This is a genomic window from Propionigenium maris DSM 9537 (assembly GCF_027925155.1).
Taxonomy (GTDB): domain Bacteria; phylum Fusobacteriota; class Fusobacteriia; order Fusobacteriales; family Fusobacteriaceae; genus Propionigenium; species Propionigenium maris.
This window is the reverse complement of record NZ_BSDY01000001.1, coordinates 90143-104250: the sequence shown is the minus strand read 5'-3', so window position 1 is coordinate 104250 and position 14108 is coordinate 90143. Positions and strand designations below refer to the sequence as shown.

Here is a 14108-nt window from a genome sequence, read left to right as displayed (position 1 = left end):
TACTAATTAGTAGTATTTACATAAAAAAATATAGAATTTTATTAACAGAATAATCAAAATATAAGTGTATATGCCAAAAATTCAAGAAAACACCTAAAAAATATAATACTAGTTAGTTGTAATTGAGCAAAAAAATTATAGAACTTCATTTGAATGCATTTTCTTCTCTTCTCAGAATGGTTTTTAGAATACTCTGTCCTTCTCACGAACAAGATTACTACTAATTAGTTTTAATGTCAAGTTTTTGTTTTTATTTTTTTCTAAAAAAGACACTGAACCTTTAACCCTCAAAATTAAAATAAGGAGGAGAACTTTTTTAAAAAACCTGCTTTTTAAATAAAGCTCCCTTTATTTTAAGAGGTTCTACCTGGACTAGTAGTATACTTCCTAGAAGTATACAGCCCCCTATAATCCCCTGAATACTCATTACCTCTCCTAAAACACTGTATGCCACCACAGCGGAGAAGAGCGGTTCCAGAGAGATAATAACTCCTGCTACCTCAGGAGGAGTCTCCTGCTGAGCTACAGTCTGAGTAACATAACCAAAGGCTGTAGACATGATACTCAGAAATAACACAATAATCCAAAGGTTTACACTTGGTGGAAGCTGAAAATCCTCGCTGAACAGAGCAACAGGAAGACTCATTCCTCCCACAACTCCCAGCTGTAATACTCCAAGGGATAGAGAGTCTACCCTTTTCGTCAGTTTTCCTGTGAATACTATATGAAGGGCAAAAAATCCGGCACAAAGAAGAGCTAGGAGATCTCCTCTATTCATAGTCACCCCTCCATTCATTGTTATGAGAGTTATTCCAAGAAAGGCAACTGGAGATGCAAACATCACCCTTCTCTCTATCTTTTCCCTAAGGATTAGAAAGGAGATAATGGGTATAATAACTACAAGGGATCCCACAAGAAATCCTACGTTGGAAGCTGTTGTGTACTTTAAGGCAAGTGTCATAGTAGTAAAAGCCATAAATAAAAGAGTTCCCAGCCCTATGGAATAGTATAGAACCTTTCTTTTTATCACCATATGCCTTCTCAGAACAAGTGCTGCTACTCCAAACCCCAACAGAAAACGAATAGCTATGAGGTTGAATACTCCAAAACTTCCCAAACCGACCTTAGTGAGGGTATATGATGTTCCCCAAAATATAGTTGCCAATAGGATCATAAGATTTGCCCTGCTCCTTGTCATTTACCTCTCCCTTCACTACAAGTTATCCTTAAAGCCCCTAAGAGTCTACTTAATTCCTTTACCAAAAGCAAGGGACTTTAACTGCTCCTCACCTTTTCCTTTGCTTTTAATAAAAAACCTCCATCAAAACTTAAGTGAAGAAGGTTTTAAATAACCTTATTTAGCTCTAATTTTTTCTATACTCTTTCCTCTTTACTTGCTACTTTCTACAAATTCTTTAAATATCCTTAACATTTCCTTGTTCCCTCTGGCACTCATCATCTCTGGGTGCCACTGCACCCCCAATAGGAACTCCTTTCTCTTCCCCTCTATAGCTTCTATTATGTCATCGGAGGTTCTACCTATTACCTTAAGGTCCTCCCCCAACCTGTCTATAGCCTGGTGATGAAATGAATTGGTCAGCACCACCTCCCCAAATAATCTTCCCAGGATGCTGTCCTCTTCAAGCTTTACCCTGTGAACTTTTAGCTCAGGGAGAAAATCCTGCCTATGCTTCAGAAGGTCCCCTGAAATATGTTTCATATCCTGATACAGACTACCTCCATAAAAAATATTTAACAGCTGCATCCCCCTGCACACTCCTAATATGGGTTTTCCTGTGGGTAGAAATTCCTCCAGTATTGTCCACTCATTTTTGTCTCTTTCTGGAGATACAAGACCCATTCCCTCCATAAAATCCTCATTATAGTATTGGGGGTTTATATCTTCTCCTCCAGAGAGAAGAAGTCCGTCCAGCATTTCAAGTTGGGCTCTTATATCCTCCCTGTTCTCAAGGGTAGGTATTACTAAAGGGATCCCCCCTGCCTCAGCTATGGATTTGGCATAGTCTATGCACACTGTAGTTCTATGGTAGTTCTTCAGCTCCCTCTCCTTTTCGTAAGCTGAAGTTATTCCAATTATAGGTTTTTTCATTCTATTCCCTCCTCCTGTATAATTTCCACCACATTGATACCTCTTAAATATAGTATAGTCAATATGAGTTAAAAAAAGAGTGGCCTATTCCCTCATACTACTATTTTGAAAGAGAAAAAAGGTAATAAAAAAGGGGAGCTTATGCTCCCCGTCTTCTACTTATTGATCATCCTCTCCCTGACCTTTTCATCAGCCATAAAGGACCCCTTTATCTTTTGATTGAATAGCTTTATAGCCAGCTTGTCCTCTCTGTATTTCTTTAGTTTGCTCAGGTCATTTCTCAGTCCCACATGTAAACTATACATCATAGCCAGAAGAATAACTGTAAATGGGAGTCCAGAGATAATTACCCCAGTCTGAAGAGCATTTAGTGCATTACTTCCTCCTACTATAAGAAGAGTTGCTGCTATAGCCCCCTGGAGCACCGCCCAGAATACCCTCTGAAATACCGGCGAATCCAGCTTTCCTCCAGATGTAAGGTTATCCACAACAAGGGATCCTGAATCGGAGGAAGTAACAAAGAATGAGATTACCAGGAAGGTTCCTATTATGGAAAGGGCTCCCTTTAGTCCTCCAGAGATCCCCATCCCCTGTATCATAGCAAAAAGTGCCGTTGAAATATCTCCCTGCACCGCATCAAAAAGCTGACCGCTACTTGCTGCATTCTGAAATAAGGCTGTTCCGCCAAAGGTAGTCATCCAGATAAAACTCAGAAGAGTCGGGATTATAAGGATAGCTGTAACAAACTCCCTTACACTTCTTCCCTTGGATATCCTTGCTATAAACATTCCTACAAATGGTGACCAGGATATCCACCATGCCCAGTAGAATATAGTCCAGCTTCCCTGCCATGCATTTCCGTTCTCACTGAAAAAACTGATAGAAATAAAGTTATTTAGATAGTAACCAATTCCGTTATTAAAGGATCTCAGTATAAACAGAGTGGGCCCCAGGACAATCATCATTATAAGAAATAGACCTGCCACTCTCATATTGAGCTCCGATAGGATCCTTACCCCCTTACCTATTCCAGAAACAACGGAGAGGGTGGCAATGCAGGTGATAACAACAATAATTGTAACCTGTATACCAGCACTTTTTGGAACACCAAAGAGATAGTTAAGTCCTGCATTTATCTGCTGAGCTCCAAACCCCAGAGAGGTTGCCAGACCAAATAAGCAGGATATAACTGCACTTATATCAATGATATCTCCTACCCAGCCAAATACTCTGTCCTTGAATATTGGATAAAATACCGATCTCAATGAAAGAGGGAGTCCCCTGTTATAAGCAAAGAATGCCAGAGCCAGTGCTATAAGAGAGTAGATCCCCCATGGATGAAACCCCCAGTGATAGAAGGTCATTCCCAATGCTTCACTGTTGGAAGTGCCACCTGTAAGAGGCAGCACTGTATTTGCATGGTAGAGAGGTTCTCCCACACTCCAGAACATTAATCCAATTCCCATTCCTGCACTGATAAGCATGGAATACCAGGCAAAGTTGGAGAACTCAGGTTTTGCCTCTGGTCCTCCTAGTTTTATCTCACCAAACTTACTAAACATCAGGTAAACGGGAAACAATAGAAACAGGTTGGCACTGAATATAAAGAACCAGTTAAAATTGTTGGTTATCTTGTCCTGTATCCCCATTAATGCAGCATTAGCTACTCCTGGATCCTTTAGGGTCATTCCTATAAATAAAAGTACCAGAACCCCTGAGATCAGAGATACCTCTGGGTGGAAATCAAATCCAAACTTATTAAAATTTCTTGCATGGAGAAGCTTTGTTTTCCCCTTAAACTTATCTGTCTCAAATTTTGGTTTTTTGAGTTTTCTCATGTAATACCTCCTAGTTTTGTAAAAAAAAACACTCTAACTCATTATCCCAAGGATAATAGAGTTAGAGTGTTTAAGTTTCGCCTGTTGACTCACTTTATGCCATAGTATATAGCATAATCCATTGCCTCAAGGGAGACCCTGGATAAACCCCAGTTCTAAGAAATATTTTTCAGCCAAGTTTTCCCTTTTTTCGGCCAGCTCGAACCTACACTACTTAAAGCATTGCAAACCTCACCAGTCAGGTACTCACCCGATTTACTTCATATCTGTTTATTTACTGTACAAACATCTTATCACTTATATTACATCTTGTCAAATCATGGGGTATTCCGCTACCTTCAAGAGGCTTTAATCTCTATTATATTTTCAGTATCATCTCTTATATTCAACACCTGCACCTATGCTGTTCAACTATATCATCTATGAGAAACTTTACGACTGGATTTACATTTCTGAAGTTTAGCCTGTTCTTGATCCGCTCATATGCAAAGTTGGAAAAGATATGGCTGAACATCTCCTCCAATTCTAAAAAGTTAACCCCTGCAATTCCATTAAAATCAAGGACTACTTCATTGTTATTTTTTAGCTCTTTATCTATTTTTCGCACAACTGCCTTCAAATCCACCATCTCATAGTTATACATCTTAATTATCTCCATAAACACCACCCCTCAATCACTTTGCCCTATATTTATCTTCTGTGAAAAGGGAAAAATACCTTTTTTTTACCCTGATTTTACTTATTTTTTAAATAGAGAAATTTCTTTTACCCTCTATGTGATAGATTATATGGTTAGGCTTTTCAAAAATAATCAATATTTCCAAGTATAACCTAAGGGTTGAAGTATATCTCACTATCCTGTTACAGGAATAAGCAGGTAGTGTATACTCTTCCTGTCTCCCAATACAATATAATCCTTACTATAAAGCTCAAAGGAGTTAATTCCCCTACCGGCATCCATCAATCCCTCTGCAAATATAGTTTTAAAGGACTCATCATAGAGCTTCGCTATAGATTCCCTGGTCATAGGACCTCTCTGGGAGAACCTGGCATACTTCCCTCCTGGTATTACCCACTCCACTACATCTTGCGGATCTCCAATAACCCCCTCCTCAACCCCAGCCATATAATCAAATTCAAAGTGTTCTATGTCAAAGTTTCTCATAATTCCATAGGAGTAGTCCATAAAGCTCAGATCCATCCTCTGAATAAGATCCATCCATAGGTCAGCTATTCCATCGGCTTCATATAGCTCCCGCCCTACAAATACTTCCAGTCCTCTAACTCTCTTCTCCTCTATATCCACCACTTCATAATTCACACCTCTACCTCCTTCTACCTCTGCTGTCCTCCCTCTCTATATTACCTCCACCTACATAAATAATCAAACGATCTTGTATATGATTTTTTATTAATGAAGACCTCCTCAGAATTTTTAATCTTAAATTAAAAGAAGAGCCCTAAAAGGCTCTCCTTTTGACTTTTTTACAAACTAACCATTTTTTATCTTCATCTTCACCGAGGTATTTCTATCCCAGGCATCAACTATCCCTTTTAATATCTGAGGGATGGTCATATCCTCTACCTTCTTAGTGAGAAGAACCAGTGAGGAGTCCTCGGACATCCCGTGATCCCTGTCCAGATCCACACGGCCCCCCACCATATCTACCTTGGTCAGTTTCCCCTCTACATTACTGAATCCCTTTACCCTGTATACAAGGGATGCTATCTCACCTAGGAAACCGTTCAGCTCATCCATAGCTATCTCCTCTACAGTGGAGAGAGTAAAGGTCTTAGGCTTAGTAGCCTCTGTATTGGTTGTTTCCTTCCTTTTTATTCCTTCCAGGTAGTCCTCCTCCCTGGAGAAGAAGTCCATTTCTACTCTTCCATACTCTGCCTCACATATTTCAGCCTGGGGATTTATCTCTCTAATTCCCCCAACTACCTTAGATGTATCCTCCACAAGGTCTATCTTATTTACAACCACCATCTGAGCCTGCTCCACCTGATTTACAACAGCCTCTAACTTGCCTACCTCTCCCTCAAAGGTTCTGGCATCCACTACACATATGGCTCCTCCATAGGTATAGGGTATCTCATCTACATTCATATAGATCCTAAGAGCTTCCAGTATCTCCCCTATATTTGAAGGATCTGCAAGACCTGATCCCTCTACAAAGACTCTATCCACATCTGTTTCAGCCATCCTTGCCAGCTCAGTGACAAAGTTTACCTGAAGACAGCTGCAGAATATAGATCCCCTGTTTATCTCTGAAAGCTCAATATCAAAGCCATCTAAGAGTTTACCGTCTATCCCTACCCTTCCAAACTCATTCATGATTACTGCATTCTTTCCCTCTGAGAGATTGTTAAGTATCTCCTTGAGAGTTGTTGTCTTTCCTGCCCCTAAAAAACCTGTAACCAGGTATAATTTCTTCTTCTGCATCTCTGCCCCCCTAATATTATAAATATTTTTTTATCTCATCTGTCCCCACAGATCTTCCACTGACTACAACCTTTCCATCTACCACTAGAGCAGGTGTGCTCATAACCCCGTAAGACATTATTCCCACAATATCCTCTACCTTCTCCACACTAGCCTCTTTCCCCTCTTCCTCCAATGCCTTCATAACATTCTCATAGAGGGCTGTACACTTTTTACACCCTGTTCCCAGTACCTTTATCTCCATCTCCGACCTCCTATATAATTATATTAAAGATATATCCAATAACTATTATCCCAGCCCCTGTAATTCCAGTAAAAACTCCTATGAGCTTTGGTTTAATCACCTTTCTCAGAAGGATCATCTCTGGAAGAGATAGAGCTGTAGTCGCCATCATAAATGCCATGGCTGTCCCCATTCCCACTCCCTTACCGATTAAAGCTTCAGCTATGGGAATTGTCCCCATGGCATTGGAGTAGAGGGGAATGGCTACAATTGTAGCCAGAAGAACTGCCAGTGGGTTATCAGGCCCTGCATACTTTGACAGTACCTCTTCCGGAGCCCAGCCGTGGATAAGAGCTCCTATTCCTATACCAATGAGGAGGTACTTCCATATCCTCCCCACTATATCCCTTACATTTTCCCTGGCAAAGTCAAACCTCTCCTTCCTGGTGAGCTCCCCTACCTGACCCTGACCCATCTTCATCTTGTACACATACTCCTCTACATACTTCTCAAGCTTCAATATGTGGATGAGGTATCCTCCGGCCACTCCCAGAAGGATTCCTGAAACCACATAGTAAGCCGCTATCCTAGGTCCAAAGGCTCCCAGAAGAATTACAAGAGCTGCCTCATTCACTATGGGAGAGGTTATGAGAAAGGAAAAGGTTACCCCCAGAGGTATTCCCCCCTCTATAAAACCAATAAAGAGAGGCACACTGGAGCATGAGCAAAAAGGTGTCACCGTCCCCAGCAGGCTGGCTGCCACATGGGCTTTTATCCCTCCCATCCTTTCCAGAATTCTTCTGGTCTTCTCCACTGAGAAGTAGCTCCTGATATAGGAGATTATAAATATCATGGTGGATAGAAGGATTAGGATCTTTATCACATCATAGATAAAAAAGTGTACCGATCCCCCAGCTCTGCTTGCCACATCCATGCCAAAAAATTCCAGAAGCTCTCTTACACCTCTGTCCAGCCAGCTAAATGAAAGTATCTCTCTTAACATAACCTCTACCTCCCCTCTATGGCCCTCTTAAGATGTGTTTCCACTATCCCTTCTGCCATATCCAGCATCTCCAAAACCCTAAAGTCCTTAACCTGATACATCACCTTAAGTCCCTCCTTCTCCCCACTGAGGATTCCAGAGTCCCTTAAGATCTTCAGGTGCTGAGAGAGATTGGACTGACTAAACTCCACATCCTCCTGGAGCTCACACACACACAGCCTCTCTCTACCCAGCTTCCTCACAATCTTAAGCCTCACTGGATGCCCCAGACTTTTAAACAACTTAACCATATAATCTTCCATACAACCACCTTCATCACTATATAATTATTTTCTAATATAGTGATACTCTATAAATCACTGGATGTCAACATCAGATTACTTTTATTTTTTATCTTTCCCTACCCTCAAAAATTGTAAGGTGATTTTAACAAAAAAAGCCCTTTTAAGATGATAGACTTTCTCATATAATTTATAGTAGGAAAGAGGTGAGGAGATGTTAAGCAGCAGAAGCTTAAGCATATTAAATAAGATAGTTGAGGAAGGAGGAAGCATAGATATAAAGAGTCTGGCTTCCACTATAGATATAAGCGAGAGGTCTATCAGATATGACCTTGAAAAGATAGGGGACTACCTCAAGGAAAATAGTCTGGGACCGCTCAAAAGGGAGTTCGGGGGAAGAATCCTCCTTGAGGGTTGGGAAGGTGTAGAGGCCTATCTCAAGGAGATCTACATCAATCGTTTTCTTGGTCCCCAGGAGAGAGTGGACTACCTTCTTATAAGGGCGTTATTTGAAAGGGTTATCTCCCTAAAAAAGATCTCTGAGGAGGTGGATGTGAGCCGTACTACCATCAAGGGAGACCTGAAGGTAGTTAAGGAGCTTTTAAAGGAGGAGAAAGTGGGACTTCGTACCCTTCCAAAGGTGGGACTTGAGCTTACCGGGAGCGAGGAGGGGATCAGAAGGCTTCAGCTCAGGATCCTTATAAAACACTTTAAGGAACTTACTAACTATATGGAGATGGGGGGACCTGTAAAGGAAAACTTCCTCCTGGATGTCCTTAAGGGATACTTTTCCGAGATAGAGGTTGTTCATATAAAGACCTTTATAAACTATACCCAAAAGCTCATGGGAAAGATCATTTCAGATGAGGCCTATACAATCATCACAGCTTACGTTATGGTTATGCTCTTTGGAGTTAAAAAGGGGAGAAGTATCTCCCAGGTAAAGAATGAGAACTTTTTAAGAAATACCTCTGAGTACCAGTCGCTCTTAAAGGGAATAGGTATCCTGGAAGCCAACTTCGATCTGGATATTCAGGAGGTAGAGATCCTAAAGATTACCGATTACTTTTTGGGAAGTCATACCTACAACTTCGATCACTCCTACTATAAAAACTGGGTAGAGGTTGAAGTTATGGTAAAAAACCTCATCGAGAGGTTTAACAGCAGGGTAGATGTGGATATCTCCATGGATGAAACCCTTTTAGATGGCCTTATCAACCACATAAAACCAACTATATACAGGATAAAGAATAATATACAGCTCCAGAACTCCATATGTGACGAGGTAACTGAGAGCTATCCCATACTCTTTGATATTACCAGGGAGGTCATAGAGGAACTAGAGGGGTTTATCGACTGCAAGTTTACAGATGATGAGGTGGCCTTTCTTACCATCCACTTTAAGGCTGCCATGGACAGAAACAGGTACAGGCTTCAGAATATAAAAAATGTCCTTCTAGTATGCGGACTGGGGTATGGGAGCTCCAAGCTGCTGGCCCAGCAGATTAAGGATATCTACTCTGTAAATGTGGTAGATATTATTCCCAGACACCAGCTGGAAAAGACCTTAAAGGAGAAGGAGGTCGATCTTGTGATCACCACTCTGGATATTCCAGGTATCTCCAAGGCCATTGTCAAGGTGGGAGCAATCCTCAGCCCCCAGGATATACATACCCTGGACAAGTATGCTCTTCCAAAATCCAGAAAGAAGGTTCTCCTGTCGGATCTTATGGAGGTGGTTTCTGCCAGAACGGATATTATAGATCGTGAGGGGCTAATAAGGGATTTCAAAGTTCTCTTTGAGGAGAGGATTATAGATGACTATGAGAGAAGAAAGCTTGAGATAATTGATCTTCTTCCTCTGTCAAATATCAGGTTAAATCAGAAGGCTGATTCCTGGAGGGAGGCCATCCTCCTTTCAGGGGAGGTTCTGGTAGAGGGAGGAGCTGCAAACGCCAGCTATACAAAATCCATGGTAGATGTTGTAGAGGAGTATGGTTCCTACATTGTTATCTCAGAGGGACTTGCCATCCCTCACGCCAGAAGCAGCGGCAACATTTCAAGGACCTCTATGAGCCTTGTTACCCTTAAGGAGGCTGTGACCTTCCCCAATGGTAAGGAGGTAGATACCCTATTTGCCTTTTCATCCCTTGATGATAAGGAGCACCTGGATTCCCTAGTGGACCTCATGAACCTTATAAACGATCATAACCTGAGAGGTCAGTTGAGAAAGATGAAAAACAGAGAAGAGGTATTAAAGTTTATATACAAGTACAAGTTAAAGTAAGCCAGAGGACGGGTTCGTGGATCCGTCCTTTTTACTGGGCGATTTTTGTAATGTGATTGTGAAGAAATAAGAATCTTTCCCAAATGAAATTTCTGGGATAAACTCTAACCATAGAACAGGGAGGTGATGGGATGTTAAAGAGAATGCTCGAAGAAAACATCCAGGTTATCAAGGAGATAGAAAGCTGGGAGGAAGCCATAAGCTGCGCTTCAAAACCACTGCTTGAAAAAAAACTCATAGAAACCAAGTATGTAGAAGCTATGATACAAAACATAAGAGAGCTGGGGCCCTATGTGGTACTCATGCCTGGGGTGGCTATGCCCCACTCAAGACCTGAGCACGGAGTAAATGAAACATCTATGTCACTTCTAAAGATAGATGATGGGGTTTCCTTCTCTGAAAGGAAGGAAGATGTGAAGCTGGTCTTTATCCTGGCAGCTAAGGACAGTACCTCTCACATGGATGCAATCGTAGGTCTCACAGACCTCCTTGAGTGCGAGGACAGAGTAAGGATGCTAACAGAAGCAAAAAATTCAGATGAAATATATTCAATTATATAAGGGGGAGATTTAAATGAAAATACTTGTAATGTGTGGTAACGGATTGGGAAGCAGCTTTATGATGGAGATCAATGTTAAGAAGGCTCTTACTGAGCTGGGAGTAGATGCCAATGTAAGTCATACAGATCTTACAACTGGTAGAACTATGGATGCAGATATCTATATAGGGGCTAAGGATATTATGGATAACTTCACTAAGGAGGGGTCTAAGGTAATAGGGTTAGAAAATATTATGAATATTACCGAGATCAAGGAGAAGCTTTCAGCAAACCTTTAATTATTAACAACAATATTTAATTGGGAGGAAGTTATGTTAGATATAATAATGAGAGATATATTGGGAAACCCTGCTATACTTATTGGGTGTTTTGCTTTGATAGGTCTTCTTATTCAAAGGAAGGGTATCAGTGAAATTATTTCAGGTACACTTAAGACAATTATGGGATTTATTATTCTTGGAGCGGGAGCGGGAGTTATAGTTAAATCCCTTGGAGCCTTTGGTACAATGTTTGACCATGCCTTTGGGATACAGGGAGTTATTCCAAACAATGAAGCTGTAGTTGCCCTTGCACAAAAAACTTTGGGAAGAGAGACGGCCCTTATAATGCTACTGGGAATGGTTGTAAATATAGTTATTGCAAGATATACCAGATTTAAGTATATCTTCCTGACTGGACACCATACACTGTTTATGGCGTGTCTTATCTCTGCCATTCTTTCAGTTGGAGGCATGAGTGGAATTTCCCTTGTAGTCTTAGGATCCGTTACTCTGGGAACTCTTATGGTGCTTTCACCTGCTATGCTTCAGAAATCTACAAAGGAGGTTACTGGAAGTGATGACCTGGCTCTTGGTCACTTTGGATCCTTTGGTTATCTGGTAGCTGGAGGAATTGGTAGACTGGTAGGAGATAAGTCTACCTCCACCGAGACTATAAAAGTTCCTCAGAAGCTTTCATTTTTAAGGGACACCTCAGTATCTATCTCCCTTACTATGACTATACTTTACTTCATAGTGTCAATATTTGCAGGGAAGGAGTTTATAGAGACTAGCCTCTCTGGAGGAAGCAACTTCTTAGTTTACTCCTTTACTCAGGCCATTGAGTTTGCTGCAGGGGTATATATCGTCCTTGCTGGAGTTAGAATGCTAATTGCTGAGATCGTTCCTGCCTTTAAGGGAATTGCAGACAAGATAGTGCCAAATGCCAAACCGGCCCTTGACTGTCCAGCAGTATTCCCATTTGCACCCAATGCTGTAATCATAGGTTTTCTCTCTAGCTTTGTTGCTGGAATTATATCCATCTTCATCCTTCCAATGGTGGGACTTAGTATTATAGTACCGGGACTTATCCCTCACTTCTTCTGTGGGGCCACTGCCGGAGTATATGGAAACGCCACTGGAGGAAGAAGGGGAGCTATTATAGGTTCCTTTGTACACGGACTTCTTATAAGTTTCCTTCCGGCGATACTTCTGCCAATGCTTTCATCCCTTGGATTTGAAGGAACTACCTTTGGAGATGCTGATTTTGGAGTTGTAGGAATCACCCTTGGAAATGCTGCTAGGATATCTCCTGTAGTTGTTTTCATTGTGGTGGGAGCATTAGTTGCCCTTCCATTTATTCTCTCCCTTGGCAGAGGAAGAGAGGAGAAAGCTACTGCTTAAAGTGGTTATCTAATAAAACAATAATTAGAATAAAAAAGGAACTCCAGGTCTAATAACCTGGAGTTCCTTTTATTTTACTGCTATTTATCTTACTTAAAACCTAAACTAAGCTTTCTCCTTAACTTCCTCCTTGATCCTGTTCCATTCTGCAGACTGCTCCTCAGTTAGTACCTCAGCCAGCTGGGTATCAATTCCCTTCTCTACTCTCTTTAAGTCCTTGGCTAACCTTCTCTGTTCACTCTTCCTGCTGCTTCTCTTAATCTGCTCCAGAATCCCCTTTCTCTCCTTTGAAGCCTCCTCTAAGATGGGTTTTATCTCATCCACCTGTTCCTCTGTAAGTTCTAATCTTGTTGTGTAATCCATCACTCTATTATCCAACTCTCTCGGACTACTGAAACTTGTTATGGAAACAATAAGCAGCACCAGCATCGTCATAGTTAATTTCTTTGACATATGTACCTCCTAAAAATAAGATACATTATTCTACCACTCCAATGTGTGTTTTCTGTGACATTCCAATAAAAAAGGCATTCGTAGCCCTTTTTTCATATCTAATGATCTACTAAAAACTTTATCTAGATCTCCAAATCATATTTTCTGGATATCTCATCCTGCATCTTCCTCTTTGGTAGTTCTATCTCATCTTCCTCCTCTCTCTCCCTTACTGGCAACTCACCAAGGATGATATTTGGAGTTATCCCCTCCTTGGTGAGGACTATCTTGGAGTTATCCTTAAGGGATTCCTCCACCACTTCCAGCCTCTTTAAATCCTTGGCATTTCCCACAAAATACTTCCTTGCCGCCTCATTGACAAGCTTTATTGCCTGAGCCTGTCCCTCAGCAACCTTTATCTTAGCCTCCCTCTTACCCTCAGCTATCTGAATTAAAGCCAGCTTATCCTGTTCCGCAGCTTCAAATCTACCTGTGGCCAGAAGACGCATAGCTCTCCTGTCCTGCTCTGCTGTCTTTTGCTTGTGCATAGCCTGTTTGATATCTGCAGGGGGATCTATCACCTTTATCTCCACCTTGGTTATGGTGATCCCCCACTCCTCCGCTATCCTGTCCAGGGCTATCTGAAGGTCCTGGGCTATCTTTCCCCTGGCAATAAGACTCTCATCCAAGGTAAGCTGTCCAAACTCCTGTCTCAGGTTGGTCTGAGCCAGCTTCATTACAGCTACCTTCCAGTTATCTATATTATAGAAAGTCTTCTTGATCTCCTCCTCAGTATAGATGGGTCTGGCCCAGATGATACCATCTACATTTATCTCTACATTGTCCTTGGTAATGACATTCTGAGGAGAGATATCCATCGTATGCTCCCTCACATCCCTTACCCTGGTAATCTCAAAGATAGGAAACTGCACATGGAATCCAGGCTCGGCAAAACGCCTGTACTTACCAAAGAGCTCCACAACTCCTCTCTCATACTGTCTTACCCAATATATGGGGAAATACTTAATCTTCATAGTTTCCTCCCTTTTAAACCCTATAAAAGCTCTACTCCTCTCTGTTCTTCAACTCCCCCTCTATCTCCCTGAGCAGTTCCTCCACCTTGTCCAGCTTCTCCTCCAGCTCAATCCCCTTAACTATATTTCTTATGAGTTCCCCCTCCTCTGCCTCATATCTTTCACAGAGAATCTTTATCCTTCCTATAAGATCTTCTATCCTATCCATCCTTTCCTTCACTCTAAAATCACCTC

16 protein-coding genes are annotated in these 14108 nt (G+C 41.4%); 4 read left to right on the top strand and 12 right to left on the bottom strand.

Translation table 11 applies throughout. The features are described from left to right. Positions 1 to 316: 316 nt before the first annotated feature. The 9 genes from QMG11_RS00550 to QMG11_RS00510 form a co-directional block, all read right to left on the bottom strand. Positions 317 to 1198: a DMT family transporter gene (locus tag QMG11_RS00550; RefSeq protein ID WP_281832334.1), complete on the bottom strand. Its 882-nt coding sequence runs from the start codon at positions 1196 to 1198 to the stop codon at positions 317 to 319. Between the two features lie 192 nt (positions 1199 to 1390). Then, positions 1391 to 2110 (bottom strand): gamma-glutamyl-gamma-aminobutyrate hydrolase family protein, encoded by a 720-nt coding sequence (locus tag QMG11_RS00545; protein ID WP_281832331.1) that lies wholly within the window; start codon positions 2108 to 2110, stop codon positions 1391 to 1393. A gap of 155 nt (positions 2111 to 2265) precedes the next feature. After that, complete coding sequence (locus QMG11_RS00540; RefSeq protein ID WP_281832328.1) at positions 2266 to 3948, bottom strand: BCCT family transporter; 1683 nt, start codon at positions 3946 to 3948, stop codon at positions 2266 to 2268. A 385-nt stretch (positions 3949 to 4333) separates the two neighbouring features. Then, positions 4334 to 4606: an STAS-like domain-containing protein gene (locus QMG11_RS00535; RefSeq protein WP_281832326.1), complete on the bottom strand. Its 273-nt coding sequence runs from the start codon at positions 4604 to 4606 to the stop codon at positions 4334 to 4336. Between the two features lie 195 nt (positions 4607 to 4801). Further along, positions 4802 to 5269 (bottom strand): GyrI-like domain-containing protein, encoded by a 468-nt coding sequence (locus QMG11_RS00530; protein WP_281832325.1) that lies wholly within the window; start codon positions 5267 to 5269, stop codon positions 4802 to 4804. Positions 5270 to 5440: 171 nt separating this feature from the next. After that, a complete protein-coding gene (locus QMG11_RS00525) occupies positions 5441 to 6394 on the bottom strand; it encodes a CobW family GTP-binding protein (RefSeq protein ID WP_281832323.1) in 954 nt (317 codons plus the stop codon). Between the two features lie 16 nt (positions 6395 to 6410). Continuing rightward, positions 6411 to 6638, bottom strand: a complete 228-nt coding sequence (locus tag QMG11_RS00520; RefSeq protein ID WP_281832321.1) for a thioredoxin family protein — start codon at positions 6636 to 6638, stop codon at positions 6411 to 6413. A 10-nt stretch (positions 6639 to 6648) separates the two neighbouring features. Further along, positions 6649 to 7620 (bottom strand): permease, encoded by a 972-nt coding sequence (locus tag QMG11_RS00515; RefSeq protein ID WP_281832318.1) that lies wholly within the window; start codon positions 7618 to 7620, stop codon positions 6649 to 6651. Between the two features lie 5 nt (positions 7621 to 7625). After that, on the bottom strand, positions 7626 to 7922 hold the full coding sequence (locus QMG11_RS00510) for an ArsR/SmtB family transcription factor (RefSeq protein ID WP_281832315.1): 297 nt from the start codon (positions 7920 to 7922) through the stop codon (positions 7626 to 7628). Positions 7923 to 8115: 193 nt separating this feature from the next. Between QMG11_RS00510 and QMG11_RS00505 the strand changes: the two genes are divergently transcribed. From QMG11_RS00505 to ulaA, 4 genes are all read left to right on the top strand, one after another. Next, complete coding sequence (locus QMG11_RS00505) at positions 8116 to 10188, top strand: BglG family transcription antiterminator (protein WP_281832313.1); 2073 nt, start codon at positions 8116 to 8118, stop codon at positions 10186 to 10188. Between the two features lie 131 nt (positions 10189 to 10319). Further along, positions 10320 to 10748: a PTS sugar transporter subunit IIA gene (locus QMG11_RS00500; protein WP_281832311.1), complete on the top strand. Its 429-nt coding sequence runs from the start codon at positions 10320 to 10322 to the stop codon at positions 10746 to 10748. A 13-nt stretch (positions 10749 to 10761) separates the two neighbouring features. Then, positions 10762 to 11025 (top strand): PTS sugar transporter subunit IIB, encoded by a 264-nt coding sequence (locus QMG11_RS00495; RefSeq protein WP_281832308.1) that lies wholly within the window; start codon positions 10762 to 10764, stop codon positions 11023 to 11025. 33 nt (positions 11026 to 11058) lie between these two features. Next, positions 11059 to 12408, top strand: coding sequence for a PTS ascorbate transporter subunit IIC (ulaA, locus tag QMG11_RS00490; RefSeq protein WP_281832305.1), 1350 nt, complete (start codon positions 11059 to 11061; stop codon positions 12406 to 12408). Positions 12409 to 12513: 105 nt separating this feature from the next. On the opposite strand, the gene QMG11_RS00485 is transcribed toward ulaA, so the two are convergent. The 3 genes from QMG11_RS00485 to QMG11_RS00475 all read right to left on the bottom strand — a co-directional run bounded on the left by QMG11_RS00485 (position 12514) and on the right by QMG11_RS00475 (position 14094). Next, positions 12514 to 12861, bottom strand: a complete 348-nt coding sequence (locus QMG11_RS00485; protein WP_281832302.1) for a hypothetical protein — start codon at positions 12859 to 12861, stop codon at positions 12514 to 12516. Positions 12862 to 12983: 122 nt separating this feature from the next. Then, on the bottom strand, positions 12984 to 13874 hold the full coding sequence (locus QMG11_RS00480; RefSeq protein WP_281832300.1) for an SPFH domain-containing protein: 891 nt from the start codon (positions 13872 to 13874) through the stop codon (positions 12984 to 12986). Between the two features lie 31 nt (positions 13875 to 13905). Then, positions 13906 to 14094 (bottom strand): hypothetical protein, encoded by a 189-nt coding sequence (locus QMG11_RS00475; RefSeq protein ID WP_281832297.1) that lies wholly within the window; start codon positions 14092 to 14094, stop codon positions 13906 to 13908. Between the last annotated feature and the right edge of the window lie 14 nt (positions 14095 to 14108).

Coding starts and splice junctions, on each gene's coding strand:
- QMG11_RS00550 (WP_281832334.1), bottom strand. CDS start 1,198: ATGACAAGGAGCAGGGCAAATCTTATGATCCTATTGGCAACTATATTT.
- QMG11_RS00545 (WP_281832331.1), bottom strand. CDS start 2,110: ATGAAAAAACCTATAATTGGAATAACTTCAGCTTACGAAAAGGAGAGG.
- QMG11_RS00540 (WP_281832328.1), bottom strand. CDS start 3,948: ATGAGAAAACTCAAAAAACCAAAATTTGAGACAGATAAGTTTAAGGGG.
- QMG11_RS00535 (WP_281832326.1), bottom strand. CDS start 4,606: ATGGAGATAATTAAGATGTATAACTATGAGATGGTGGATTTGAAGGCA.
- QMG11_RS00525 (WP_281832323.1), bottom strand. CDS start 6,394: ATGCAGAAGAAGAAATTATACCTGGTTACAGGTTTTTTAGGGGCAGGA.
- QMG11_RS00520 (WP_281832321.1), bottom strand. CDS start 6,638: ATGGAGATAAAGGTACTGGGAACAGGGTGTAAAAAGTGTACAGCCCTC.
- QMG11_RS00515 (WP_281832318.1), bottom strand. CDS start 7,620: ATGTTAAGAGAGATACTTTCATTTAGCTGGCTGGACAGAGGTGTAAGA.
- QMG11_RS00510 (WP_281832315.1), bottom strand. CDS start 7,922: ATGGAAGATTATATGGTTAAGTTGTTTAAAAGTCTGGGGCATCCAGTG.
- QMG11_RS00505 (WP_281832313.1), top strand. CDS start 8,116: ATGTTAAGCAGCAGAAGCTTAAGCATATTAAATAAGATAGTTGAGGAA.
- QMG11_RS00500 (WP_281832311.1), top strand. CDS start 10,320: ATGTTAAAGAGAATGCTCGAAGAAAACATCCAGGTTATCAAGGAGATA.
- QMG11_RS00495 (WP_281832308.1), top strand. CDS start 10,762: ATGAAAATACTTGTAATGTGTGGTAACGGATTGGGAAGCAGCTTTATG.
- ulaA (WP_281832305.1), top strand. CDS start 11,059: ATGTTAGATATAATAATGAGAGATATATTGGGAAACCCTGCTATACTT.
- QMG11_RS00485 (WP_281832302.1), bottom strand. CDS start 12,861: ATGTCAAAGAAATTAACTATGACGATGCTGGTGCTGCTTATTGTTTCC.
- QMG11_RS00480 (WP_281832300.1), bottom strand. CDS start 13,874: ATGAAGATTAAGTATTTCCCCATATATTGGGTAAGACAGTATGAGAGA.